Genomic DNA, 23,652 nt, shown 5'->3' with positions numbered 1-23,652 from the left:
TTTTCCAAAAAGAATATACACAAATTTCTTTGATGCAACACTAGAAACCTAGGGTTTCCTAGCGAAAACAAATTGCCGATAGGCAACTTTGTTCTATATCATATTCCAGGTTATTCCATGAAAGATCAAGAGGATTTTAGTAGATTTTGTCGAATGGTTTTATACTTGATATAAAGGATTTTTTCAGTACTACATTCGTTAAAAGGTAAAATGAAAATGTGATTGAATACAGGATGGCTGGACAGTATAAGGGAGGCATTTGAAATGACAAAGGCTAATTTTAATGAGGAAATGAAGGCCACAAATGAAAATTATAAAGCCTTATTTAATATTATTGAAGATTGTTTATTTGTTGTTGATGCATCCGGTATAATTTTGAATGCGAATCCGTTCGCCATAAAAAAATTAGGATATAGCCTTGAAGAATTATGCAACATGAACATGTTACTACTTTTTCCTCCAGAAAGGCGGGAGGAAGCGCGGGAATCAGTGAAAGGAATGATGGTGGGAACTGTTTACAAGAACAATATACCCCTGTATTCTAAGGATGGGCAATACATTTCCTCTGAAACTCGCGCGTGCATAGGCAAGTGGAATGGACAAGATACAGCCTTCTTAATATCTAAGGACTTGTCTCAAGTGTTTCATGCCAATGAGAAATTTCTAAAGGCTATCAAAGATAACCCTTCCCTTATGGCCATTACAAAGATGGATACAGGTGAGTTTATTGATGTAAACGAATCCTTTGTAAAGGTCTTGGGATTTGAGCGTCATGAAATCATGGGAAAAAAATCAACGGATCTAAACATATATATGGACAATAAAGATAGAATTAAGTTACTAAGGGATGTAGAGAAATTTAAATATTTTAGAAATCAGGAAATCTTGTATCGAGATAAAGCAGGGGAGATTCATACAGGCCTGATTTCCGTAGATATTATTGAACGTGATAATGATAGATATCTGCTTACAGCGATCAATGATATCACAGAAAAGCGTAAAAATGAGAAGGAGGCGATGCAGGTCAAAGCGCAGCTAAAGGCAATTTTGGATAATTTGCCCTATTTGGCATGGCTAAAGGATGACCAAGGAAGGTTTATTGCAGTGAACAAACCATTCGAGGATATATGTGGGAAAGCAAGCGAGGAGATTATTGGTAATACAGATTTGGATCTTTGGCCCAAAGAGCTTGCTGAGAAATATATAAAAGAAGATAAGATGGTGATAGAATCTCATAGACAGAAATTTTTTGAAGAGATTATCGATGGCAAAAAGGGTGGCGTTTGGTTTGAATCATACAAAGCACCTATTCATGATGAAAAGGGAAAAATCATTGGAATTACAGGCATCGCTAGAGACATTACTGAGCGTAAGAAACTCGAGATCGACTTAAAGAACCAGCAAAGGTTTTTAAAATCAATGATAGATGCTATTCCAGATTTTATATTCTTTAAAGATATGCAAGGCAAATATCTTGGATGTAATGCAGCTTTTGCCAATCAGTTTATGGGATTAAGAGAAAATGAAATTATGGGAAAAAAAGATGTAGGCTTAGTAAAGGATATGGAAGTAGCCATGTACCGCAGAAAAGCAGACCGGGAGATATTTGAAGCAGGCGAGACACGGGTGAACGAAGAAAGCATTAGATTGACCAATGATCACGTTATCGAGGTCGAAACGGTTAAGACGCCATTTTATGATGAGGATGGTAGGATCGCCGGGCTTATTGGTATTTCCAGAGATATTACTGCTAGAAAGAGTTTTGAAAAGCAGTTGAAAAGACAACATGAATATGCGGAAATGCTTCTGAATACAGTTCCAAGTGCAGTCATTACTGTAGATAAAACCAACAAGGTTACCGGCTGGAATAAATGGGCTCAGGTGATTACGGGATATTCAGCGGAAGAAGCCATGGGAAAGCCATGCAGCCTTTTTGCTGATACACCGTGCAAAGAGAGATGTACGATTTTTGCTGAGGATATCGAGAAACCTGTCATCAATAAAGTATGTACAATAAGAAATAAGCAGGGAGAAATAAGATATATCGCCAAGAATGTAGATGTTTTAAAAAATGAATTAGGAGAGATTATTGGGGGTATTGAGTGTTTTGATGATATTACGGAAAGGAAGCATGCGGAAGAGGAACTAAAGCATAAGGACAAAATGTTGTATGCTGTTGCACTGGCAATTAAAGAGCTCCTCTACAATCACAATTATTATGATGCGGTTGCCAAAAGCTTTGAAATATTAGGAATAGCAACAGGTGTCGATCGGGTATATCTATTTCAAAATCAATATGATCGTCTGGGTAAGGGGGTAACCAGCCAAAAAATTGAATGGAATTCTGGAGCCAATGAATCCCAGTTAGGCAATCTTAAATTACAAAATATTCCTTTTACATATATAGAGAGCTTGATTAAACCATTAACAAAAGGGGAAGTTTTTCACGGTATTGTAAGAAAATTGAAAAATGACAAAACAAAGGAACTTTTGGAAGTTCAAAGGATATCGTCTATTGTTGTGCTGCCTATTTATGTGAAAGGTGAATTTTGGGGGTTTATCAGATTCGATGAATGTAAATATGAGAGGGAGTGGAGCAAAGCAGAGTTTTCAACCTTAAGTGCCTTTGCAAGCTCTCTAGAACGGGCGATTGAAAGGTCGTTGACGGAGAAGGAATTAGAGATTGCCAGACAGGCTGCTGAAACAGCCAATATATTGAAGAGCCAATTTCTTGCAAACATGTCCCATGAAATCAGGACGCCGATGAATGGAATTATTGGCTATGTGGAGCTTCTTGCAAGGAGTGCGTTGACTGAAGAACAGTCAGACTTTGTAAGACAAATACAAACAGCATCTGATTCCCTGTTATCCCTTATCAATGATATATTGGATTATTCAAAAATTGAGGCAGATAAGCTGAAGCTGGTGCATACTTTATTTGACATATATTCTCTTGTAGAAGAGTCAGTGGCTCTTTTCACACCTGTTGCTGATGAAAAAGGAATTGCAGTCCAAGTAAGTATTTCTTCAAGTGTTCCTTCAAGTTTATATGGAGATCCAATTCGATTAAAACAGGTTTTGAATAATCTTATTGGGAATGCGCTAAAATTTACTGAAGCAGGAGAAATTTCAATAAATCTGAGCCTCTTAAAAAGAAAAAGAGAGCATGTGAGACTTCAATTTAAAATAAGTGATACAGGTATTGGAATGAATGGGGAGGTTGTATCTAAACTATTTAAAGCATTTACCCAGGCAGATCCGTCGATGACGAGAAGACATGGTGGAACTGGATTAGGACTTGCAATTTCCCGTAGTATTGTAAAATTAATGGGAGGAGAAATGAGGGTCGAGAGTCAGGTAGATAAGGGATCAACTTTTTATGTAGAAGTGGATTTTAAAGTAGGTGGGGTTGGACCGGTGTTCTCTAACGCTGGGGCATGTATTAGCAATGTGAAACGAGAAGATAATCATTTAAATGCACCAACGAATATAGCTAGAACCGTTGATTTATCGAATGGATTAAGCCGATATCGCGTGTTGCTGGTGGAGGATAGTGCAACCAATAGAAAGCTCGCGGTAATCATGCTAAGACAATTAGGATATCATGTAGATATAGCAGAAAATGGCCGACAAGCTGTAGAGATGTGCAATAAAAGAAGATACCATATTATTTTGATGGATTGCCAGATGCCCTTGATGGATGGCTATGAAGCGACAGCAGTGATTAAGGGGTGCGAAGGGAAAAATAAAGGCACTGCTATCATTGCAATGACTGCTAATGCACTAGAAGGGGATCGAGAAAAGTGTATTGCCGCAGGCATGGATGATTATATCAGTAAACCCATCATCATGAACAAATTGGACAACATCATTAAGAAGTGGTTGCATCATTCTTACGAAAAATGATAGAACGGTTATAGGGAGATTCTTTTTCTGATAAAATACATAAAATCACTATTTTAGATATTCAGTTTTACGTGGGATCGCCATGGTGAATATCTAAGATAGTGATTTTTTACGTTGCATTTAGAGAACAATCGTCTTTATACTAAGCTGTTTTTGATTGCATAGACTGCAAGCTGCGTACGATCTTTTAGCTGAAGTTTGGAGATGATTTCAGTGATTGTGTTTTTGACTGTTCCTTCAGCAATGAATAGAGAGGCACCTATCTCCTTGTTATCCTTACCATCAACGATCATTCGTATGATTGCCAGTTCTCTGTCTGTTAAAGAAATTTGAACATCACCAATATTTACAACTGTGCTTTTTTGTTTCTTAGACTCCTTATAGTCATTGGGTAACATATGCTTGAAAGCATCTTTATGGATAATTTCCAACCCTAACAAAGTACTTTTAATGGAAAGGATCAACTCTTCAGAGCCTATATCCTTTAGGACATAGCCATCAGCGCCATTAGATATGGTTTTGGTAACATCACCTGAATCATTGGATGCTGTCAGCACCAGGACCTTGATATTAGGATATTTTGCTTTAATTAATCTGGTAGCCTCCGTGCCATTGCATATAGGCATGGAAATGTCCATTAGTACGATATCAGGAGAAAACTGGCCACAAAAGTCATAGGCTTCTCTACCATTTGTAGCACAGGCTACAACCTGCATATCACTATTATTTTCTATGATATGTTTGAAACTTTCCCGCAGAAGTCTTTGATCATCTGCAATTAGGATTTTTACCATTCATATTACCTCACGTTTTGTCGAATGCCGTCATTTATCTACATAAATTATAGCATTTTTCATGCATTGGCACAAGGAATAACCATACCATATAGTATGGTTTTAAACTGAATTTAGGCAAAATGGACTATATTTTGTTTATTCTAAAATGCCATCGGCATGCTAAAAATAGAACGATTGTGATTTTTGCATGAAAACCAATGACCGTTGGTACTACAGAAGGCGTAGATATTTAGATAGAATTAGATTATTCAAGAGAAATAAGCAAGTAGTTTGTGGTGACTTGAGCAATATGAGAAGGACATAAGGAAGGCGTGGGAGAATGGGGTATAAGAGATGGAGCAGTCATGAAGAAAACTTTCTAATCATTCATTATGAGGAAAAGAGTATTTTTACCATAGCTCAAGAATTGAAAAGGTCAGAAGACTCTGTTCACAAGAAAGCGAAGCAATTAGGACTAACGAAGGAAAGAAAGCTTTGGAGCCAGAGAGAAGTGGAGTTTCTAATAGAAAATTGGGGAAAAGTGCCTAAGACAGAGCTAGGAGAGAGGATGGGCCGCAGCGCCACCTCTATTCGAAAAAAAGCCTTTGAATTTCAACTGGGGCCAGAGCGAATCGGCAATGGAGAATTTCTTACCAGTGGAGATATAGGATATTTACTAGATAAGGATCCAAATCTTATCTATAGATGGATTGTACAAGGGGATATAAAGGGGAGAAGATTCGGAGACAAAGGAATATTTCAAATTAAACCAAAAGATTTTCTGCAATTTTTAAATAAATTTCCTCATAGATGGGATGGCAGCAAGGCGCGCATAGACTTGATCAAACCCTATTTCTGCATATCTGGGAAGGAAAAGGCACCCCTATGGTTCCTTGATAAAATTGCAATGGATATAGAAATGAAGCGGAAACAGAGATACCTCTATGTATCCATGCTATAACAATGCAGGATATATTCCTTTATGAGATTATAATTTTGGAAAACAATAAAACAAATGGGAGGGTGTTTTATGAAGTTTTTTCATTCGCTTAAATTCAGACTTATGTTGACATTATTATGTGTTTCCCTTATTCCTATGATGAGTTTGGCATTATTTCAAGTGCATCAGTTTGATTCTGTAGTAACAAAGATATTGACAGGCATCGCCATGATAATTGTGATTTTTATATCCATATTTATGGCAAATTTTGTGGCTGCACCAATCAAAATGGCCGCTGAGTATTTAGATGTTTTGGCAAAGGCAGATTTTACTCGCGAGATACCAGATAAATTTTTACAGAGAAAGGATGAGATTGGTGCATTGGCAAAATCTGTGGATATAATGAGCAAATCTATCAGAGCCCTTGTGCAAGATGTCATCCACGAAGTCGCCAGTGTGAAAGAGAATATTACAATTTCATCTCAGAATTTGATGGAGCTATCTTCACAGGTTGAAGAAGTATCTGCAACGACGGAGGAACTGTCCGCTGGAATGGAGGAAACAGCTGCATCCGCAGAAGAAATGAGTGCAACATCAGTAGAAATAGAAAATGCTGTAGAATCCGTAGCAATCAAAGCCCAAGATGGATCTCAAATTGTAGAAGAGATCAGCAAGCGGGCCCAAGCCCTAAAAGAAAATGCCATAGCATCTCAAAAGACAGCCCAGAATATTCGTTACAATATTGATAAAGATATAAGGCTTGCTATAGAGCAGTCAAATGCAGTTCAAAAGATCAACGTTCTTACAGAGTCCATATTGGAAATCACAGATCAGACCAATCTCCTTGCATTAAATGCCGCCATAGAAGCTGCAAGGGCAGGAGAAGCAGGCAAAGGATTTGCGGTGGTGGCCGAAGAAATTCGAAAATTGGCAGAGAACTCAAAGAATACAGTGAATGAAATTCAAGACGTTACAAAGCTTGTTGTTACTTCGGTAGAGCGTCTGGCCGAGAGTTCTGAGAGGGCGTTGACATTCATAGACACAGAGGTTATCCATGACTATAAGGAAATGGTAAGTACAGGAGAACAGTATTATATGGATTCTAAATCGATTAAAGATTTAGTTACAGACTTTAATGAAACTGCAGAAGAACTGCTGGCTTCTATACAGAATATGACAAGGGTTATCGGTGAAGTTACAATGGAAAATGGCGAAGGTGCCCAGAGTACCCAGCATATTGCGGAAAGAGCATCGGATGTAATGGAGAAAGCCACAATACTGATAGACTTGATGACGGCTACAGAGCAAAGTTCTGAAAAGCTGACTCAGGCAGTTTCCAAGTTTAGAATATAGCAGAATACAGTTAAAATCTTAAGGATCAAAAAATAAAGGCATGAAGAAGAATCAATTTTGAATGGGGGTAGGGGGAAAATGATGTTTGTGGAGGAAAAAATAGAAGATATAATGGAGAGATTGGGCCGGGCAGTTGAGGCAAATAATAAAGAAGAGATTTTGAAAATTGATACGGAATTGGATCACTTTATTTTAGAACTTCAAGCATCTATAAAGAAATAATGGAGAATTATAATAAACGCTGAATCGGATATATATTTCGAATGTAAAAGAGAGGTTATCGCAGGATAGCCTCTCTTTTACATTATCTATACAGCTAAATCCCTTTGGTTAAAATATTGTGCGATTTCCTTCGAGGCTCCTTCGGTAATAACGAATAAATGATGGAGGGAGGATTCAATATCCGTATAATTTCTAGTTGCTAAAGCTTTTTGGGCTCCTTCTGCTGCGGCACGTATATCCGTGATCCTGAAGTTCGCAGAGAGTCCCTTGATATTGTGTATGACGCTGTGGATTGCATCCCAGTCTTTAGACACAAGCAGTGCCCTTAATTCAGAAGTCTCTGAAAGAATTTCTTGAAGAAATTCAGAATATAGATTAGCCATGTCCTCCTTAGGAAGACCTAGATCATTGCAAAAGCCGACTATATCATATTTGAAAGTAGGGTTCATAAATTGCTCCTTTGACTTTTAAAATTTATTCAAGTATTAAATGATATTTATTTGCTCATTATATTTATCGGCGTAGATTGAAAATAGGTTAATACATTTGTTATCATCTAGAAGTAGTATATGAAAAGAAAGAATAAATCAAAACTTTGGCAGAAGCTCAGCTATAATAATTTTATAAATATAATTTTTAGAATTTTCAAATCCATACTTTTATAATATACTATTATTTGAGCATCATGAGTATATATCGGGGAAAGATTTTTAATATATTGGGGGAAAACCTTATGACTGCTGACTTAAATAAGTTGGAAGCCAAAATAGCATTTGCAGAAAACGAGGAAAAAGTAGATTTGTTAAATAGTCTCTCTAAGGAAATCTATATCAGCAATCCGAAGAGAGCCTTGGCATTGGCGGAAGAAGCCTATGTTTTGGCCGATAAGACAAACTACGCTTTGGGAGTAGGCAGAAGCCTCTTGATGATGAGCTATTCCAATAGGAGTCTTTCCAATTACGATGAATGTATGACGAAGGCATTAGATGCCATGGGTATTTTTCGAGAGCTTGGAGACCAAGAAGGTGAGATGCGGGCGTTGAATCTTGTGGGTATCAATTATTTCTATTTCAGCAGATATGAGCAAGCGTTAGAGTATTTTAGTGAAGGTTTAAGACTAGCGCAAGAGATTCACCATGAGGAGCTGCAGGCCAGTATATTGAATAACATTGGAGAGATCTATCGGGAGCTGGAGAAATATCAAGAAGCTTTGGATAATTATAGAAAAGCCCTCATTATCAGTGAAAAAATCAACCGAATCTTCAATGTGGCTGTCATCCGCATGAACATCGGGCATATCTATAACAGTCTAGGTCAAAGTGAGAATGCGTTAAAGCATTATGAAAAGAGCTTGAAAATCAGTGAAGAAATCGGTGATCATATCAGCAAAGGTGAGGTATTGAACACCATTGGTGAAATCTATGAGAAGCTAGGCCAACCCGATGTAGGTCTGGATTACTATCTACAGAGCTTAAACATATTAAGAAAATGCGAAAATAAGTTCTATCAAATAGATGTTTTGTTGAATTTAGGAAGTTTCTATGTGAAGCAGAAACGGTATGAGGAGGGCGTGGATTTCCTTCAAAATGCTTTAAACCTTGCAGAGGAAATAGCCGCCAATAAGAAAATATATACTGTCCACTTATATCTGTCCCGTTATCATGAAGAACGGGGGGATTTGGCACAAGCCTTATCCCACTATAGAATGTATCATAATATCGAAAAGAGGGTCATCACCGACAATTTAGAAGAAAAATTGAAGATTCTAACCATAGAATACCGTGTGGATAAGATTCAGAAAGAGTCAGAAATACATCTCTTGAAAAACATTGAGCTAAAACAGAAAAATGAAGAAATTGAAAATAAAGCACAGCAAATGGAAAGCATTAATAAAGCGCTGCAAAAGGAAATTCTAAAGAGAAAAGAGCTTCAAGAACAACTAGAGCAGGTGAATAAAGAATTAGAGAGGATGTCCTTTATAGATGAATTAACAGGTATACCAAATCGTAGAAGCTTCAATAATACCCTAGAAAAGGAATGGAGCCGCTGCTTACGGGAAAGTGTACCCTTATCTTTGATATTTATAGACGTAGACTATTTTAAAAGTTTTAACGATCATTATGGGCATCCCATGGGTGACGACTGCCTAAGGGATGTGGCCAAGACCTTAGCTAGCACGTTAAAACGGTCTTCCGATTTTATTGGTAGACATGGTGGTGAAGAATTTGCCATCGTTTTACCCAATACGGATTATGAGGGAAGTATCATGATTGCCGAGCAAATGCGGAAAGCCATTGAAAACCTAGGAATTAGGAATCCCGAATCCGATGTATCACGAAATATTACCATCAGCATCGGTTTGGCCAATGTAGAGCCATCGAAAGAGGATAATATTTACGAATTGATTAAGGCTGCTGATCGAGAATTATATCATGCGAAAAATCAGGGGCGTAATCAGGTTTGTGGAATAAAAATATGATGGAAAGAAGGAGATTGCTTGTGAAACACTATGGATTGTATATAAATGGAGAATGGATGCAACTGGAGGAATTGAATAAGATCGATGTAATCAATCCTGGTACAGGAGATATTGTAGGGACTGTGCCAAACGGAGGGGAAAAAGAGGCTCAGCTAGCCATTGAAGCAGCGGTACAAGCTTTTGAGCCATGGGCTGCTCTCCCTGCCAATGAGCGAGGAAATTATTTAAAAAAGCTTTATGAACTGATCCTTGAGGAAAAAGAAGAATTGACTAGAATCATGACACTGGAACAAGGAAAACCTCTCCAAGAGGCGTTGGGTGAGGTGCTTTATGCGGCTAGCTTTGTGGAATGGTATGGGGAAGAGGCAAAAAGAATTTATGGAGAAACTATTCCAGCATGGAAGGAAAACAAGCGAATTATGGTGTTGAAGCAGCCTATTGGTGTCGTTGCCGCCATTACGCCATGGAATTTTCCAGCCGCCATGGTAACCAGGAAATTAGCGCCAGCTTTGGCAGCTGGTTGTACCGTGATATTGAAACCCGCTACGCAAACACCGCTGACAGCCATGAAGTTGTTTGAACTATTTGAAAAGGCAGGTTTTCCAAAGGGAACGGTCAATGTTGTGACAGGCTCTGCCAGTGCCATCGGAAAAGCTTTTATGGAGGACAGAAGGGTCAGAAAGATTACCTTTACGGGTTCTACAGAGGTAGGAAAGGTATTGATGAAGCAATCGGTCAATACCGTGAAGCGGGTATCCATGGAGCTGGGAGGACATGCTCCCTTCATTGTATTTGATGATGCAGATCTAGACAAAGCAGTAGAAGGGGCAGCAGCGTCTAAATTCCGCAATTGTGGGCAAGTATGTGTAGCCTCCAATCGTTTTTATGTACAAGAAAATGTGGTAGAAGCTTTTATTGAAAAACTGCGAAATAAGTTAAAGCACTATAAGGTTGGATATGGTTTGGAGGAAGGGGTTAATATCGGGCCATTGATTGATAAAAAAGGCTATGAAAAGGTAAATCAGCATATTGAAGATGCGGTATCAAAAGGAGCGAAGATTGAAGTCGGTGGCAAGGGATATCATGGGATTGAAGCGGAAGATGCAGGATACTTTTTTGAGCCTACAGTTCTCTCCCATGTGACAGAGGACATGTTGATCATGAAAGAAGAGACCTTTGGACCAGTTATGCCTATTGTGACCTTCAAGGATGAGGAAGAAGCGATCCGGGCAGCCAACAACACAGTCTATGGTTTAGCAGCTTATTTATTTACAGAATCCCTATCCCGTGGCATTCGAGTCTCAGAAAGACTAGAGTACGGGATTGTAGGCTTGAATGATGGGTTGCCTTCTACGGCCCAAGCGCCCTTTGGTGGTTTTAAGGAAAGTGGATTGGGAAGAGAAGGTGGCCACCATGGCCTAGAGGCATTTTTAGAAACAAAGTATATTTCCATGGGGATATAATGAAAATATGAAATATTTTTTCACCTTCATAATTCCTTCACAATTCCTTTTTATAATAAAACCATAAAACATAGAAAGGGTGAAGGAAATGAAAAAAATACTTATTTTATCGATTGTGGCAGTGATGGTGTTATCATTGGGTTTGGTGGCTTTTGCAGAGGCTGATACTTCCACAGAAACGCCAGCATGGTTCACAGAAATGATCCAATGGAAAAAGGATCAGGTGCAAAAAGCAGTGGATGCAAAACAAATCACGAAGGAACAAGCAGAGCTTTACATGGAGAGATTTGACTACATGGAGAAGTATCACCAAGAGAACGGCTTTGGCTTCCCAAATGGCTGTGGATTTGGTGGAGGCGGCAGAGGCTTTGGTGGTATGATGAGAGGATTTAATGGTGTAGCACCAAGAACAAATAGTTGGTAGAAAATGAGCTCCTTTAGGAGCTCATTTTTATGTTTAAATGGGGCAATATGATATATAATAGTAAATAGACCAAAGAGAAAGGAAGAACCGGGAAAATGGAGAATGTACGGGAGCTATTGGAACAAATCATAGGAAACGAGATCCTTATCGATGTGGTGCTTAGCAATCTACGGAAGAAAGACCCTGAAGGTTTTCAAAAAGTAAGTGTGCGTCCCGTGATCCTCAAGGGTGAGCGCCAATATCAATTTACATACCATTATGAAAAGAAGGTTACCCATGAAAATCTTGGTTCAAGGGAAGCTGTAGGCAAGGCGATGGAGCTTCTGGAAAACTATTTTAAGCAGGGACAATGCTTTACAGTGGACGCAGATTATCAAATCCTCATTAGCAAGAAAATGAAAGCTGCTATTTTAAAAAAGAAAGCTACCAAGCAGCAGGAGGATCTGTCTCACAATCGGAAAAAACAATATATTATTCCTGAAAATGTGCCCAATCCCTTTCTCATTCGTTTAGGTGTTATGAATGAAAAAGGAAAGGTGTTGGCCAATAAGTACGATAAATTTAGGCAAATCAATCGCTTCTTGGAAATGGTGGCAGATGTGATGCCAGCGTTGGAAGGCAAGAATGAAACTCTTCATATCATCGACTTTGGCTGTGGAAAGTCTTATTTAACCTTTGCATTATATCATTATTTAATCGATATTCGAAAATTAAAGGTAAATATCATTGGTCTAGATTTAAAAAAAGATGTGGTCAACCACTGCAATGGAGTAGCGCAGGAATTGGGATATGAAGATTTACGGTTTCTCGTAGGAGATATCGGAAAATTCCAGGGAAGAGAAAAAGTAAATATGGTGGTGAGCCTTCATGCCTGTGATACTGCCACCGATGCCGCTTTGGTAAAAGCCATTGAATGGAATGCCGATGTGATCTTGTCTGTACCCTGCTGTCAACATGAACTATTGCCCCAGATCCACAATGACATCATGGCACCCATGGAAAAGCACGGCATTATTAAAGAAAGACTATCCAGCTTGATTACAGATAGTGTTCGGGCCAATCTATTGGAGCTCATGGGTTATTCTGCTCAGATGTTAGAGTTCATTGATATGGAGCATACCCCAAAAAATTTATTGATTCGTGCAGTAAAAACGGGAAGGATTCCTGCCCATGCTGTGGAAGAATATAAAAGATTTAAGACCTTTTGGCAGATCGATCCCTATATGGAAAGGGCATTGGCAGAAAAGCTAAAAGGAATATTTCAGGAATAGGGGAGTGAAATATGAGGACGGGAGAAGTACAATGGGTCATCAATCATCAGGCGCGGCATGCTGGGGATAGAAAAGTAAAGTTAACCTTTCTATCGAAAGATGAGATTGATCAAGCAAGGAATTTTCACCGGAAATTTGAAGGTTATCAGCCAACCCCTTGTATTAGTGTGGATCAACTGGCAGCCCATCTAGGGATAGATAAGCTTTGGGTAAAGGATGAATCCTATCGATTCGGACTCAATGCCTTCAAGGTATTGGGCGCATCCTATGCCATCGGGAAATTTTTAGCTAAGAAGCTGAGTACAGACATCCACGCCCTGTCCTTTGAAAGCCTGAAATCCCAAGAGACCAGGAGAAAATTGGGGGAGATTACCTTTACCACAGCCACCGATGGCAATCATGGCAGGGCTGTGGCTTGGGCAGCCAAGGAGCTGGGTCAAAAGGCAGTGGTCTATATGCCAAAGGGCTCATCGCAAGAAAGGTTGGATGCCATTTTGGCCACAGGAGCTGAAGCCAGTATCACTGACCTTAATTACGATGATGCAGTAAGGCTGGCTGCAGAAAATGCAAAGAAGTTTGGCTGGCATGTGATTCAAGATACGGCTTGGGAAGGTTATAAAGAAATTCCTGCTTGGATCATGCAAGGATATGGAACCATAGGAGCGGAAGTTCAAGAGCAACTCCAGAAACTGGGGATCGAAAAGCCAACCCATATCATTCTACAAGCTGGTGTAGGCTCCTTTGCAGGAGCTATCCAAGGCTATTATGCAGAATTGTTTGGAGAAGAGCGTCCTATGACCATCATCGTGGAACCCCAGGAGGCAGCCTGTATTTACAAATCAGCTCAAATCAGTGATGGGAAACCCCATGCCGTAACGGGGGATCTGAGAACCATCATGGCAGGGCTGGCTTGTGGAGAACCAAATCCCATAGGTTGGGAGATTTTGCGGGATTATTCTGATGCATATTTCTCTTGCAGCGATGATGTGGCGGAGAAGGGGATTCGTATATTGGCTAACCCGCTGTCTGGAGATATGAAGGTCATATCGGGAGAATCTGGGGCAGTAGGGATTGGTCTTATCAGTTTATTGAGGCAGGATCAACGATATGAGCATCTGCTGAAGGCTCTGAAGATTACAAAGAATGCCCGAATTCTTGTGATTAGTACAGAAGGAGATACAGACCCCAAGAGCTACAGAAGAATTTTGTGGGGATAGAAGGAGAGAAAGCGACATGAACGAAATTAAAAAAATTGCTACAGACGACAAAGAAAAGTTTTATAACTATATGAACCTGAAGCTTACAGGATTAATCTGTGAGGAGCCCGATTGGCTGGCTAATCTTTCCAATGCATCAGCCTTACTATGGCTGCTGCTGGACGAGATCAATTGGGCAGGATTTTACCTATATAAAAATGGAGAACTGGTACTGGGCCCATTCCAAGGAAAGCCTGCATGTACCCATATTGCCATAGGAAAAGGCGTATGTGGTACGGCAGCAAAGGATTTGGAAACCCAAGTGGTAAAGGATGTCCACCTGTTCCCTGGTCATATTGCTTGTGATGCTGCATCTCAATCAGAAATCGTGGTACCCATCGTTCATGAAGGGAAGCTCATAGGTGTGTTAGATATCGATAGTCCAATTAAGGAACGATTCGATGAAGCCGATGCCAAGGGACTTCAGAAGTTTGTAGATACCTTGAATAAATATATGGATTGGTCAAAGATTGTATAGGATATAGCAATGAAGCAAACCAAGGCTAAGGTTGAGGTTGTAGGGGAGAACGGTGTTCGCCTGTAGACGATCCATATCTGGCGATCAATGCTGGCCCTTACAGAGAAATTTTAATTCGATATAAGCAATAAGCAAAATAAAAAAACCGCTGGTGAGCGGCTTTTTTATTTTATACAAGGCGAACTTGATGGTATACCTTCTTGCCTTTACGGATCATCAAGGTATCTTCTTTAAAATCATTTTCTTGAATAATCTTTTGTGGATCGTCTACTTTTATATCATCGATGACAATACCACCCTGCTGTACCAGACGTCGGCCCTCGCTGCGGGATGGGATTAAGCCTGTTTTTGTCAATAAAGTCATGATATCCATACCTTCTGCAAACTCAGAGCGGGGAAGTTCTGTGAAAGGAACATTTTCTAAAGATGCGCCGCTGCCAAATAGAGCTTTTGCTGCTTCGTCAGCCTTACGGGCTTCTTCTTCTCCATGGACGAGTTTTGTTACTTCAAAGGCAAGGATAGATTTCGCTTGATTGATTTCTGCTCCTTCTAAAGCACCTAGGCGACGGACTTCTTCCATCGGTAAGAAGGTCAATAGGGCGAGGCAGTTCTCTACATCGGCATCATCTACGTTTCTCCAGTATTGATAGAATTCGTAAGGTGATGTTTTCTCAGGATCTAACCAAAGAGCGCCAGACTCTGTTTTGCCCATTTTCTTTCCTTCGCTGGTTGTCAGCAATGTAAAGGTCATACCATAGGCGGCACCACCTTCAGACCTACGAATCAGGTCAGCACCTTGTATAATATTGGACCATTGATCATCGCCACCCAGTTGAAGTTTACATCCATACCTTCTGAATAATTCCAGAAAATCATAGGACTGCATCAGCATGTAGTTAAACTCTAGGAAAGATAAACCCTTTTCCATACGACTCTTGAAGCATTCTGCGGTCAGCATGCGATTCACAGAGAAATGTCTGCCTACTTCCCGCAAAAATGGAATATACTGTAGGTTCATCAGCCAGTCAGCATTGTTGACCATGATGGCTTTGTCCTCGGAAAAATCTAAGAACTTAGAAAGCTGGACTTTGAAGCGCTCTGCATTTTGTTGGATTTCTTCAAAGGTAAGCATCTTTCTCATATCTGTTTTTCCAGAAGGGTCGCCTACCATGGTTGTACCCCCACCTATGAGTACAATAGGTCTGTGGCCCGCTCGCTGCATATGGGCCATAGCCATCACCTGTAAGAAGTGACCCACATGCAAGCTATCGGCTGTGGGATCGTAGCCTGTATAGAAAGTCACAGACTCCTTTCCGAGAAGTTCACGAAGCTCTTCTTCGTGGGTAGTCTGCTTGATAAATCCACGCTCTTGTAGGATATCAATCACATTTGCCATACATAAAACCTCCTTCGTATAAAATTAAAATAAAAAACGGGCTTCTCCATCCGTAAGGACGAGAAAACCCGTGGTACCACCTTAATTTACATGATAAACATGCCTCAAGCCACGATAACGGATGGAAACCGTCGAAGGTTTGATCTTCGAAGCTCCAGAGTGTATTTCACTTGACCATGTGCTACAGATCTTTCACCTGCCGATCTGCTCTCTGCGTTGTAACCATGGCAGCTACTGTGCCCCTTCAAAGCTGATATATGAGATTATGACTATATTTTATCCTATATTATCATATGTATGAGTTATTGTGCAAGATACAGAAAAAATTTTTTCTAGTTATCGAGCCTGCTTGATGAACCAGAGAAGAAGAATATGGGCAGGATAGAACCAATAAAAAATGTATTTGTTGATGCTGAGTCGTATTTTCCAATTATGGCAGATAGGGATTAAAGCGAATAAGCTAAATATCTGAAAGCCATAACGAGGGGCAGCGCAATAGTTTAGGGTGATGAGGATGATGGGGAATATAGCCTTTTGTAAATCATCATGGTGTATATAGAAGAATAACATCAGCATAATTCCGTAGATACCATAGCTTGCTCCCAGAAAGTGAGCGATGGCAGCAACAAGGAGAGCTAGCCAAGGTCTATTTTCCTTATAAGCTTGTATCACCATTACCCCAAAGGCCAGTGTGAAAAAGATATTGGGGGAAGGTCTAAAATACAGGGTATAAGGCACTTGAGAGATGATGGCAAATAGAAATAATCGCAAAACATATTGATGGAGATTTTTGGTATAACGGCAGCCTATGGCAATGTGGTAAGCAAAGATGGGAAAAGCGATTCTTCCAATATAGCGCAGCACCATTACCTCAGGAAATAGGCCGTAGCCCACATGATCAATGAACATGGAGATGATGGCAATCAGCTTTAAAATATCATTTTTGTCTCGTTGATGGATAGCATCCATGAAAATACCTCCTAAACTGGTAGAGATGAGACGCTTCCTTGCTAAGTATCGTTATATATATATTCGATAGAGATGGGGAGCATCCCTGCTAAGGTTTAACCTTGGGCAGGAAAGAAGTAAAAAATACATCTAAAAAGGACAAGAACTTCAATGCTCTTGTCCTGTACATCCAAAAGAGGAAAGTACCCCAACATATGATTAGTTTTTATAGCGGAGCCGGCTATACTCTGCAATATCAGAATTCAATATGCGACTGGTGGAGAGGACCAAATCATCCAGTAAGTTTTCATCGGCTTCTTCAATTAATTTATATAGAATACGACGCAATTTATTAATATGCTCCACCATCTCTTGAAGATCAGACATGGAAAACACCTCCAAACAGTACAGTGTATGAGAACATGATTGAAATTATACTAGAAACAGCTGCATAGATGATGGATCTTTCCCAAAGAGCATAAACGTATAAACATTTAACGACACAATTTCAAGGACAATCTATAAAATGGCTACGCCTTTAATATACTTTAGTAATTGCATTTGGGAGGTGGTTATCTTCAGAGGTAGAACCCATATCATGATTTCTACTTTACTGGGATTATTGCTGGTAGAAAAACTAAAGATACCTCTAAATATAAACTTAACCGATTACATCATAGGTCTGATTGTTGGTGCGCTCTTGCCTGATGCTGATCATGAAAAAACCTTGGCAGGAAAAATTATACCCTTATGGAGGATTTGGGACCATCGAACTGTGACCCATTCCATATTTTCGTTTATGGCACCTGTGCTGCTGGTAAAATTGTTTCCAGGTTTCTTCTACCTTTGGCTGGGCCTGTTTATTGGTTTGTTTGGACATATTGTGGTGGATATGCTGACACCAGTAGGATGCCCTTTGCTATATCCCTTCAATAAAACCAAGTTTAGATTTGCCCAGATTCATACAGGCAGTCTGAAAGAGGATATTATCATGGTTGCAGTGCTGCTGATTACGGTATATAGATTTTATGATTATCTCCATGTGGCGGCGGTTTCCATTATACATTAGGAGGCGCGGTGGAAAAGAAGGATTGTCAGAAAATATATAGAAATATATATTGTTGGACACAATATAGTAGCAATGTATGCCAAGGATCGATAGGATTGAAAATATAGACAAAGGCAGGGAAAAATGATGGATGAGAGAAGGAAAAACAAAAGATTACCCCTTAGGCTGGAACTCAACATATCCTCGTTATTCAAGCAAGACCAGCTAGGAATTGCAAATCTTAATGAAAATATTGAGGTTGTGGATATTTCCAAATCCGGTGTGGGGTTCAGATGTAAGGATAAACTGCCGATAGATTATTATTTTGATGCTAAGATAGAACTGACGAAAGAAAAGTTCTTTTATGGTGTATTGAAAATTGTTCGGATTGAGCAACAGGAAGATGCCTATTTTGTTGGTGCGGAGTTTGTGGGATTAGCAGAAATATTGAGCAAGACCATCGACGCCTATGGACAGGAGATGGATCAAGAATAGACTTCAGAAATAAGACATTATGAGCAGAGATTAGGAGAAAATCCTAGTCTTTGTTTTTATATTTCTATAAAAGATACCATAGCAAATGAAGAATCAGGAGGCTGGGAATAGCATGAAACATAAGGTAATTAAGAAACAGCAGAACAGTAAAAAATGCTTGGTGTGCGGCTTGAAAAATGATTTAGGATTGAAGACCTCTTTTTATGAGTTAGAAAATGGAGAACTGGTTGCCATATTTACCCCTATTGAAGAGCATCAAAGCTATCCAGAGCGGATGCACGGAGGAATCGCAGGAGCCATTCTAGATGAAACCATTGGACGCGCCATTATGATAAAGGATAAAAACATCTGGGGTGTTACAGTAGAACTAAATGTAAAGTATAAAAAACCCGTGCCACTTCATGAAGAATTGCGGGTGGTAGGTAGAATTACAAGGGACTCCAGTCGGTTATTCGAAGGGACAGGCGAAATATTACTGTCCAATGGAGAGGTAGCAGTAACTGCAATTGGGAAATATATGAAAATGCCGATCGAGAAAATCGCTAACTTTGACGAGGCGGATCAGGAGTGGCAGACTGTATGGTCAGATCAAGACCCCAGTGAAATAGAGCTATAGGATAGAAAAAATGGTGCATCGGCAGAGAAAGTATTGAAAGGAGACAGCTAAGAGATGGAAATCAAGAAACTGAATAAGGAAAGGGTTTGGGATATAAGACATAGGGTATTATGGCCAGATCAGGATATAGAATATATTCAACTCGAGGATGATGACGAAGGTATTCATTTTGGACTGGTGATGGAGGACAGGCTGGTGTCGGTGATTTCTCTCTTCGTACGGGATGGAATTGCCCAATTTAGAAAATTTGCAACACTTCAAGAGGAGCAAGGAAAAGGCTATGGAAGTATATTACTGCATCATACCCTCAAAGAAGCATCTAGATTGGGTGCAAAAAGAATATGGTGTAATGCAAGAAAAAATAAAACCCACTTTTACAGCAGGTTTGGCTTTGAGGAGAAAGGTGATGTTCTTGAAAAAGGAGGACAGGAGTATATCATGATGGAGAAAAGCTACGACTGATCATACTGACTACCTACTAGCAAAAATACAATACCGATCAATGCGGTTAGGAAGAATAACGAGAATATTCCGCTGATGGAATATTTATTGAATAGGATGGCCATTGGGCCTGATGACACCGCAAAGGTTGCCAAATACGTAAAAAGTTTTTCCTTTATCATTATATTCCCTCCATTCTCAGATTATTAATTATCATATACCCTGAAGAAAATAGATTATTCAGTCAATTTTGACAAAATATATGGGCTGGGATAGTATGTGACCTATCCCAGCCCATATATTATTTATTGATTGCGAATCCATCTAAAAAATAATCAATATATTGACAGTCCACGTCATTGAGAGCTCTTCCCAGCTTTTCTGGAAGCAGATGAAGGAATGCATCCCGATCTTGACCGCAGACTTCAGCAGTATAGGCAAAGGCTCTCAATTCATCGATCTCCGTCTGAAATTCTGCTTTATCTACTGCTTCCCAATGGGAGGCAACGATGATGCGGGCATCATAGCTTTCTATCTTTTCTAACAGCGATAGCAGCTTTTTAACCGTATAATACCGTTTTGGTGCATAAAAGTTAGGTCCTAGGCTATCACCTACAAACAGAACCCCTTCTTCTTTTATAAAAACGAAAGTATTGTCCTCGGAATGGTCGCAAGGAACATGTTCTATGATACAGGTTAGGCCACCCAGATCGATTTCTAGACACTTTTCGTAAGTAATATCGGGTAAAGCGATGATAATTTGATTTCGATCAGAGAATTCTTTCTTGATCATCTCAGCGCAGAAAGGAATTTCAGTACCTTCTGCCACTCTTTGGTCCAGGGCTTCATCGGTCCAAGACCACTCTGTCATCTTCTCCATTTGTAATCGTGTATGCTTGTGGGCAATGGTTGGCAACCCTATTCTGTGAATACCAAAGATATGATCCCAGTGCCAGTGGGTTAGAATCACAAAATCGATGGGAGATAGGGGATACTGGGACAGGGCATTTAAAAACACCTCTGCATGGGCAGGTGAATTACCAGCGTCAACCAGCAGAGTACGACGGGTGCCGGTTATGGCGGCCAAAATTGGCCGATCTGTTTTATGATCAGCGGGTAAATATATGATTTTATCAGAAATTCTCTTTAAGTTAGGGATGGACATTTGAAAACTCCTTTCTGAAGCTGTTCTATTGTTTATGTATTCCATCTTATCTTTTCAAATCCTCTAGAAAAACACTGTAATATATAACATAATTTTTCCCCTTGGGGCTTGGATATCCTTTTTTAGCACATCTGCATATTATATGAACACAAGGAAGGAGTGAAAATATGAAGATCATTATTGACCCTGGACATGGTGGAAAGGATCCGGGTGGTGGAAGTAACCAGTATTTTAAAGAAAAAGACATGGTATTGCAAATATCAAAATATATGTATGATCGTTTTCAAGAATTGGGTGTAGCGGTGGAGCTTACAAGGATGGATGATATTACCTTAAATTCAGGGGAGAGAGCAAAAAAAGTGAGGGAATCAGGAGCCGATATCTGCATTAGCAACCATATCAATGCTTACAATGGGGAGGCCGAGGGAGCAGAGACTATTTATAGCATTTATTCCGATGGGAAGCTTGCAGGGTTCATATTAGACAATCTGGTAAAGGCTGGCGCAAAAAAGAGGAGGGCCTTCACGAAGACGCTGCCCAAAAGCCCTACAAAGGATTACTATTTCATCATTCGAGAGACAGGAAAAGTAGAGACCGTTATTGTGGAATACGGATTTGCTGACAATCCAAATGATGCACAAAAGATTATGAACCATTGGAAAAATTATGCCGAGGCAGTCATCATGGCAGTCTGTACCTATAAAGGAATTTCCTATGGATCGTCTAAGTCAGAACCTTTGAAGGAAGCTTTGGAGATTTTGGTGAATGCAGGAGAGATCAACCGGCCAGATTATTGGTTAATCAATGCAGTATCAGGAGGAACCGTTAAGGGAGAGTATGCGGCCATCATTCTACAGAAATACGCCGAAGCAATACAAAAGTTTAAAAATGGGAATGGTTAAAATTACCACATTTATTTTTGATTATTGGAAAGGATTTCTATATTAGATGTCAAAACTGGTATACTGTGGAAAATATAGTTACTAATAAATTTAGAATAGGTGGTATGCCGGAAATGTTTATTTATTTTTTTCATAATCTTACGCTAATCATATCCTTTGTTTTTGCAGGAAGCCTGGTCGTAAAATATATTTTGAATAAGACGGATAGTATAAAATTAGCGACTTTAGCAGCGGCTTTTTTGGCTGGATTGTTATCATTTTTTATGATGCTGGAGGCATTTACCTATAATGATGTAATTTTTGATTTAAGAAATGTACCGATCTTTTTGATATCTTATGTATTTGGGTGGCCCTATGGTTTGATATCTGCCCTACTACCTTCTCTTTTTCGCATATATTTGGGAGGGCACTATGTATTCCATGGGTTATTTTTTGATATCTTGCTGCCTATGCTTGTAGGTTCAATCTCTCATCGATATTTGAGCGGAAAGCTCCATTCTCTATTTATAGACTGCAAAAAGATTTGGATACCGTATCTATTAGTGCCTTTGGCCAATTTAATTGCTTACTTATTCTTTTTATCGTTGCCCAATTATCATTGGATTAGGTTTATCGCCTCTGTTTCAGTTTTTTCCATCCTTTCCCTCTTCAGCATGGCGATTATTATGAATTATCTAAATGACTCTTATCGTATGACAAAAAAACTGATGAAGAGTGAAGAGCGATATAGGACGCTTGTGGAGCTTTCCCCTGTAGGTATTTTCGTCCATATGGATGGGCGAATTCTCTATTCAAATACTGTGTATGCTAAAACTTTAGGTTTTGATAGCCCAAAGGAGCTTATAGGCAAGAGCATATTTGATTTTATTCCTGCTGATTATAAAGATGTTGTGGAACATCGTATGGGACAAGTAATCAAAGGCATACTTGCTCCCCCTATGGAGCAGAACATCTTGAATGTAAATGGAGAAAGTATACCCGTTGAGGTAACAGCTGTATCATTTCCCAATGAAGAGAATAATGCCATTCTCGTAATTGTCCATGATATTCGAGAAAGGAAAAAGGTAGAAGAATTAGCCAGAACAATAAATGAGGAAAAACTCATTGCCCAAGCTGCCTTGGAATATGATCGATTAAAGACAGACTTTTTTTCAAATGTCTCCCATGAGTTGCGAACACCCTTAAATATTATACTAGGTACAATACAATTGATTACCTTAGGGGGAAAAGAACAGGAACAGTATCAAATGTCTAGAAAGAATATTCGCATCATGAAACAAAATTGCTATCGGCTTTTAAGATTGATCAATAACCTCATTGATATTACAAAGCTAGACTCAGGGTTCTTAAGTATTCAGTTTAAGAATGAGGATATCGTAAAAATTGTAGAGGATATTACTTTATCTGTGGCCAAGTATATAGAGAGCAAAGAGATTGCCCTTACTTTTGATACAGAATTAGAAGAGTGCTGGATGGCCTGTGATGCAGATAAAATTGAGAGGATTATGCTAAATCTATTATCTAATGCTATTAAATTTACAAATTCAAAGGGAAGTATAGAGGTAAATATATATGATAGAGGAGACAGGATAGGAATTCATGTGAAAGATACTGGAGTAGGCATTCCGGAGAACAAGATGCATATCATCTTTGAACGATTCCGGCAGGTAGATTCTCTTATGCAAAGAAAAGCAGAAGGAAGCGGAATTGGATTGTCTCTGGTGAAGGCGTTGGTTGACGCCCATGGGGGCACCATTACTGTTGAAAGTAAGTATGGGCAAGGAACGGAGTTTATGATTGAATTGCCTATTACACTTGTGCGTGAAGCGGATGAGATATTAGGAGAAAGAACTTCAGCCGTTCAACCAAATGTGGAAAGAATTCGTGTGGAATTCTCCGATATTTACGCATAAACGAATGACGTTAAAATATATATGGCGAAGCTACATATGAAGTAGGGATAGAATGCTCTACTTTTTAGTTAAAAGAAAAGTTAAATTCTAGTATAGAGCACATGCCGAGCAAATGCAGAACTAAACTCTATTTTTGAGACTAAACATTACTATTAATTTG

At 39.4% G+C, this 23,652-nt stretch carries 23 protein-coding genes and 1 other annotated feature; of the genes, 16 read left to right on the top strand and 7 right to left on the bottom strand.

The annotated features are described in order from the left end of the window. Window positions 1–264 precede the first annotated feature (264 nt). Window positions 265–3,906: a PAS domain S-box protein gene (locus HNQ80_RS24195; protein WP_184313578.1), complete on the top strand. Its 3,642-nt coding sequence runs from the start codon at window positions 265–267 to the stop codon at window positions 3,904–3,906. A 137-nt stretch (window positions 3,907–4,043) separates the two neighbouring features. Here HNQ80_RS24195 and HNQ80_RS24190 read toward each other — a convergent pair whose 3' ends face one another. After that, the gene (locus tag HNQ80_RS24190) at window positions 4,044–4,700 is read right to left on the bottom strand and encodes a response regulator (protein WP_184313576.1); all 657 of its coding nucleotides are present in this window, start codon (window positions 4,698–4,700) and stop codon (window positions 4,044–4,046) included. Between the two features lie 322 nt (window positions 4,701–5,022). Here HNQ80_RS24190 and HNQ80_RS24185 point away from each other — a divergent pair, with 322 nt between their 5' ends. From HNQ80_RS24185 to HNQ80_RS24175, 3 genes are all read left to right on the top strand, one after another. Continuing rightward, entirely contained in the window at window positions 5,023–5,643 is a 621-nt protein-coding gene (locus HNQ80_RS24185; RefSeq protein WP_184313574.1) for a hypothetical protein, read from the top strand. Window positions 5,644–5,712: 69 nt separating this feature from the next. Further along, complete coding sequence (locus HNQ80_RS24180) at window positions 5,713–6,975, top strand: methyl-accepting chemotaxis protein (protein ID WP_184313572.1); 1,263 nt, start codon at window positions 5,713–5,715, stop codon at window positions 6,973–6,975. An 81-nt stretch (window positions 6,976–7,056) separates the two neighbouring features. Next, window positions 7,057–7,197, top strand: a complete 141-nt coding sequence (locus HNQ80_RS24175; protein WP_184313570.1) for a hypothetical protein — start codon at window positions 7,057–7,059, stop codon at window positions 7,195–7,197. A gap of 86 nt (window positions 7,198–7,283) precedes the next feature. Here the strand turns inward: HNQ80_RS24175 and HNQ80_RS24170 are convergent, their stop codons facing one another. Then, window positions 7,284–7,580, bottom strand: coding sequence for an Hpt domain-containing protein (locus tag HNQ80_RS24170; RefSeq protein WP_184313568.1), 297 nt, complete (start codon window positions 7,578–7,580; stop codon window positions 7,284–7,286). A gap of 350 nt (window positions 7,581–7,930) precedes the next feature. Here HNQ80_RS24170 and HNQ80_RS24165 point away from each other — a divergent pair, with 350 nt between their 5' ends. The 6 genes from HNQ80_RS24165 to HNQ80_RS24140 all read left to right on the top strand — a co-directional run bounded on the left by HNQ80_RS24165 (window position 7,931) and on the right by HNQ80_RS24140 (window position 14,568). Continuing rightward, window positions 7,931–9,676, top strand: coding sequence for a tetratricopeptide repeat-containing diguanylate cyclase (locus tag HNQ80_RS24165; RefSeq protein WP_184313566.1), 1,746 nt, complete (start codon window positions 7,931–7,933; stop codon window positions 9,674–9,676). After that, window positions 9,676–11,139, top strand: coding sequence for an NAD-dependent succinate-semialdehyde dehydrogenase (locus HNQ80_RS24160; protein ID WP_184313580.1), 1,464 nt, complete (start codon window positions 9,676–9,678; stop codon window positions 11,137–11,139). The genes HNQ80_RS24165 and HNQ80_RS24160 overlap by 1 nt, the downstream gene beginning before the upstream one ends. Before the next feature lie 88 nt (window positions 11,140–11,227). Further along, on the top strand, window positions 11,228–11,563 hold the full coding sequence (locus HNQ80_RS24155; RefSeq protein WP_184313564.1) for a DUF2680 domain-containing protein: 336 nt from the start codon (window positions 11,228–11,230) through the stop codon (window positions 11,561–11,563). A gap of 95 nt (window positions 11,564–11,658) precedes the next feature. Further along, window positions 11,659–12,834 carry a class I SAM-dependent methyltransferase gene (locus tag HNQ80_RS24150; RefSeq protein WP_184313562.1) on the top strand — a complete coding sequence of 392 codons (1,176 nt, stop codon included), beginning with the start codon at window positions 11,659–11,661 and terminating at the stop codon, window positions 12,832–12,834. Window positions 12,835–12,845: 11 nt separating this feature from the next. Next, window positions 12,846–14,051 carry a diaminopropionate ammonia-lyase gene (dpaL, locus tag HNQ80_RS24145; RefSeq protein ID WP_184313560.1) on the top strand — a complete coding sequence of 402 codons (1,206 nt, stop codon included), beginning with the start codon at window positions 12,846–12,848 and terminating at the stop codon, window positions 14,049–14,051. A 16-nt stretch (window positions 14,052–14,067) separates the two neighbouring features. Beyond that, a complete protein-coding gene (locus HNQ80_RS24140) occupies window positions 14,068–14,568 on the top strand; it encodes a GAF domain-containing protein (protein WP_184313558.1) in 501 nt (166 codons plus the stop codon). A gap of 169 nt (window positions 14,569–14,737) precedes the next feature. Here the strand turns inward: HNQ80_RS24140 and tyrS are convergent, their stop codons facing one another. The 3 genes from tyrS to HNQ80_RS24125 form a co-directional block, all read right to left on the bottom strand. Continuing rightward, window positions 14,738–15,964, bottom strand: coding sequence for a tyrosine--tRNA ligase (gene tyrS, locus HNQ80_RS24135; RefSeq protein WP_184313556.1), 1,227 nt, complete (start codon window positions 15,962–15,964; stop codon window positions 14,738–14,740). A gap of 51 nt (window positions 15,965–16,015) precedes the next feature. Continuing rightward, window positions 16,016–16,221 (bottom strand) — a binding site (T-box leader). 79 nt (window positions 16,222–16,300) lie between these two features. After that, complete coding sequence (locus HNQ80_RS24130) at window positions 16,301–16,933, bottom strand: TraX family protein (RefSeq protein ID WP_184313554.1); 633 nt, start codon at window positions 16,931–16,933, stop codon at window positions 16,301–16,303. 198 nt (window positions 16,934–17,131) lie between these two features. After that, complete coding sequence (locus tag HNQ80_RS24125) at window positions 17,132–17,299, bottom strand: hypothetical protein (protein ID WP_184313552.1); 168 nt, start codon at window positions 17,297–17,299, stop codon at window positions 17,132–17,134. Window positions 17,300–17,438: 139 nt separating this feature from the next. On the opposite strand from HNQ80_RS24125, the gene HNQ80_RS24120 reads away from it, so the two are divergent. From HNQ80_RS24120 to HNQ80_RS24105, 4 genes are all read left to right on the top strand, one after another. Then, window positions 17,439–17,981, top strand: coding sequence for a metal-dependent hydrolase (locus tag HNQ80_RS24120; RefSeq protein WP_279289036.1), 543 nt, complete (start codon window positions 17,439–17,441; stop codon window positions 17,979–17,981). 126 nt (window positions 17,982–18,107) lie between these two features. Continuing rightward, on the top strand, window positions 18,108–18,455 hold the full coding sequence (locus tag HNQ80_RS24115; protein WP_184313548.1) for a PilZ domain-containing protein: 348 nt from the start codon (window positions 18,108–18,110) through the stop codon (window positions 18,453–18,455). A gap of 112 nt (window positions 18,456–18,567) precedes the next feature. Further along, window positions 18,568–19,071 carry a PaaI family thioesterase gene (locus tag HNQ80_RS24110; protein ID WP_184313546.1) on the top strand — a complete coding sequence of 168 codons (504 nt, stop codon included), beginning with the start codon at window positions 18,568–18,570 and terminating at the stop codon, window positions 19,069–19,071. A gap of 54 nt (window positions 19,072–19,125) precedes the next feature. Then, the gene (locus HNQ80_RS24105) at window positions 19,126–19,533 is read left to right on the top strand and encodes a GNAT family N-acetyltransferase (RefSeq protein WP_184313544.1); all 408 of its coding nucleotides are present in this window, start codon (window positions 19,126–19,128) and stop codon (window positions 19,531–19,533) included. Here HNQ80_RS24105 and HNQ80_RS24100 read toward each other — a convergent pair. Next, entirely contained in the window at window positions 19,524–19,694 is a 171-nt protein-coding gene (locus HNQ80_RS24100; protein ID WP_184313542.1) for a hypothetical protein, read from the bottom strand. The two genes, HNQ80_RS24105 and HNQ80_RS24100, sit on opposite strands and share 10 nt — an antisense overlap. Window positions 19,695–19,813: 119 nt before the next feature. Continuing rightward, window positions 19,814–20,677, bottom strand: a complete 864-nt coding sequence (locus HNQ80_RS24095) for an MBL fold metallo-hydrolase (protein WP_184313540.1) — start codon at window positions 20,675–20,677, stop codon at window positions 19,814–19,816. A gap of 167 nt (window positions 20,678–20,844) precedes the next feature. Here HNQ80_RS24095 and HNQ80_RS24090 point away from each other — a divergent pair, with 167 nt between their 5' ends. Together HNQ80_RS24090 and HNQ80_RS24085 are read left to right on the top strand one after the other, a co-directional pair. After that, on the top strand, window positions 20,845–21,579 hold the full coding sequence (locus HNQ80_RS24090; RefSeq protein ID WP_184313538.1) for an N-acetylmuramoyl-L-alanine amidase family protein: 735 nt from the start codon (window positions 20,845–20,847) through the stop codon (window positions 21,577–21,579). A 113-nt stretch (window positions 21,580–21,692) separates the two neighbouring features. After that, the gene (locus HNQ80_RS24085) at window positions 21,693–23,492 is read left to right on the top strand and encodes an ATP-binding protein (protein ID WP_184313536.1); all 1,800 of its coding nucleotides are present in this window, start codon (window positions 21,693–21,695) and stop codon (window positions 23,490–23,492) included. The last annotated feature ends 160 nt before the right edge of the window (window positions 23,493–23,652 follow it).

The organism is Anaerosolibacter carboniphilus, from assembly GCF_014205875.1.
GTDB lineage: Bacteria > Bacillota > Clostridia > Peptostreptococcales > Thermotaleaceae > Anaerosolibacter > Anaerosolibacter carboniphilus.
The sequence above is the reverse complement of the archived record's forward strand: the minus strand, read 5'-3'. Positions and strand labels throughout refer to the sequence as shown.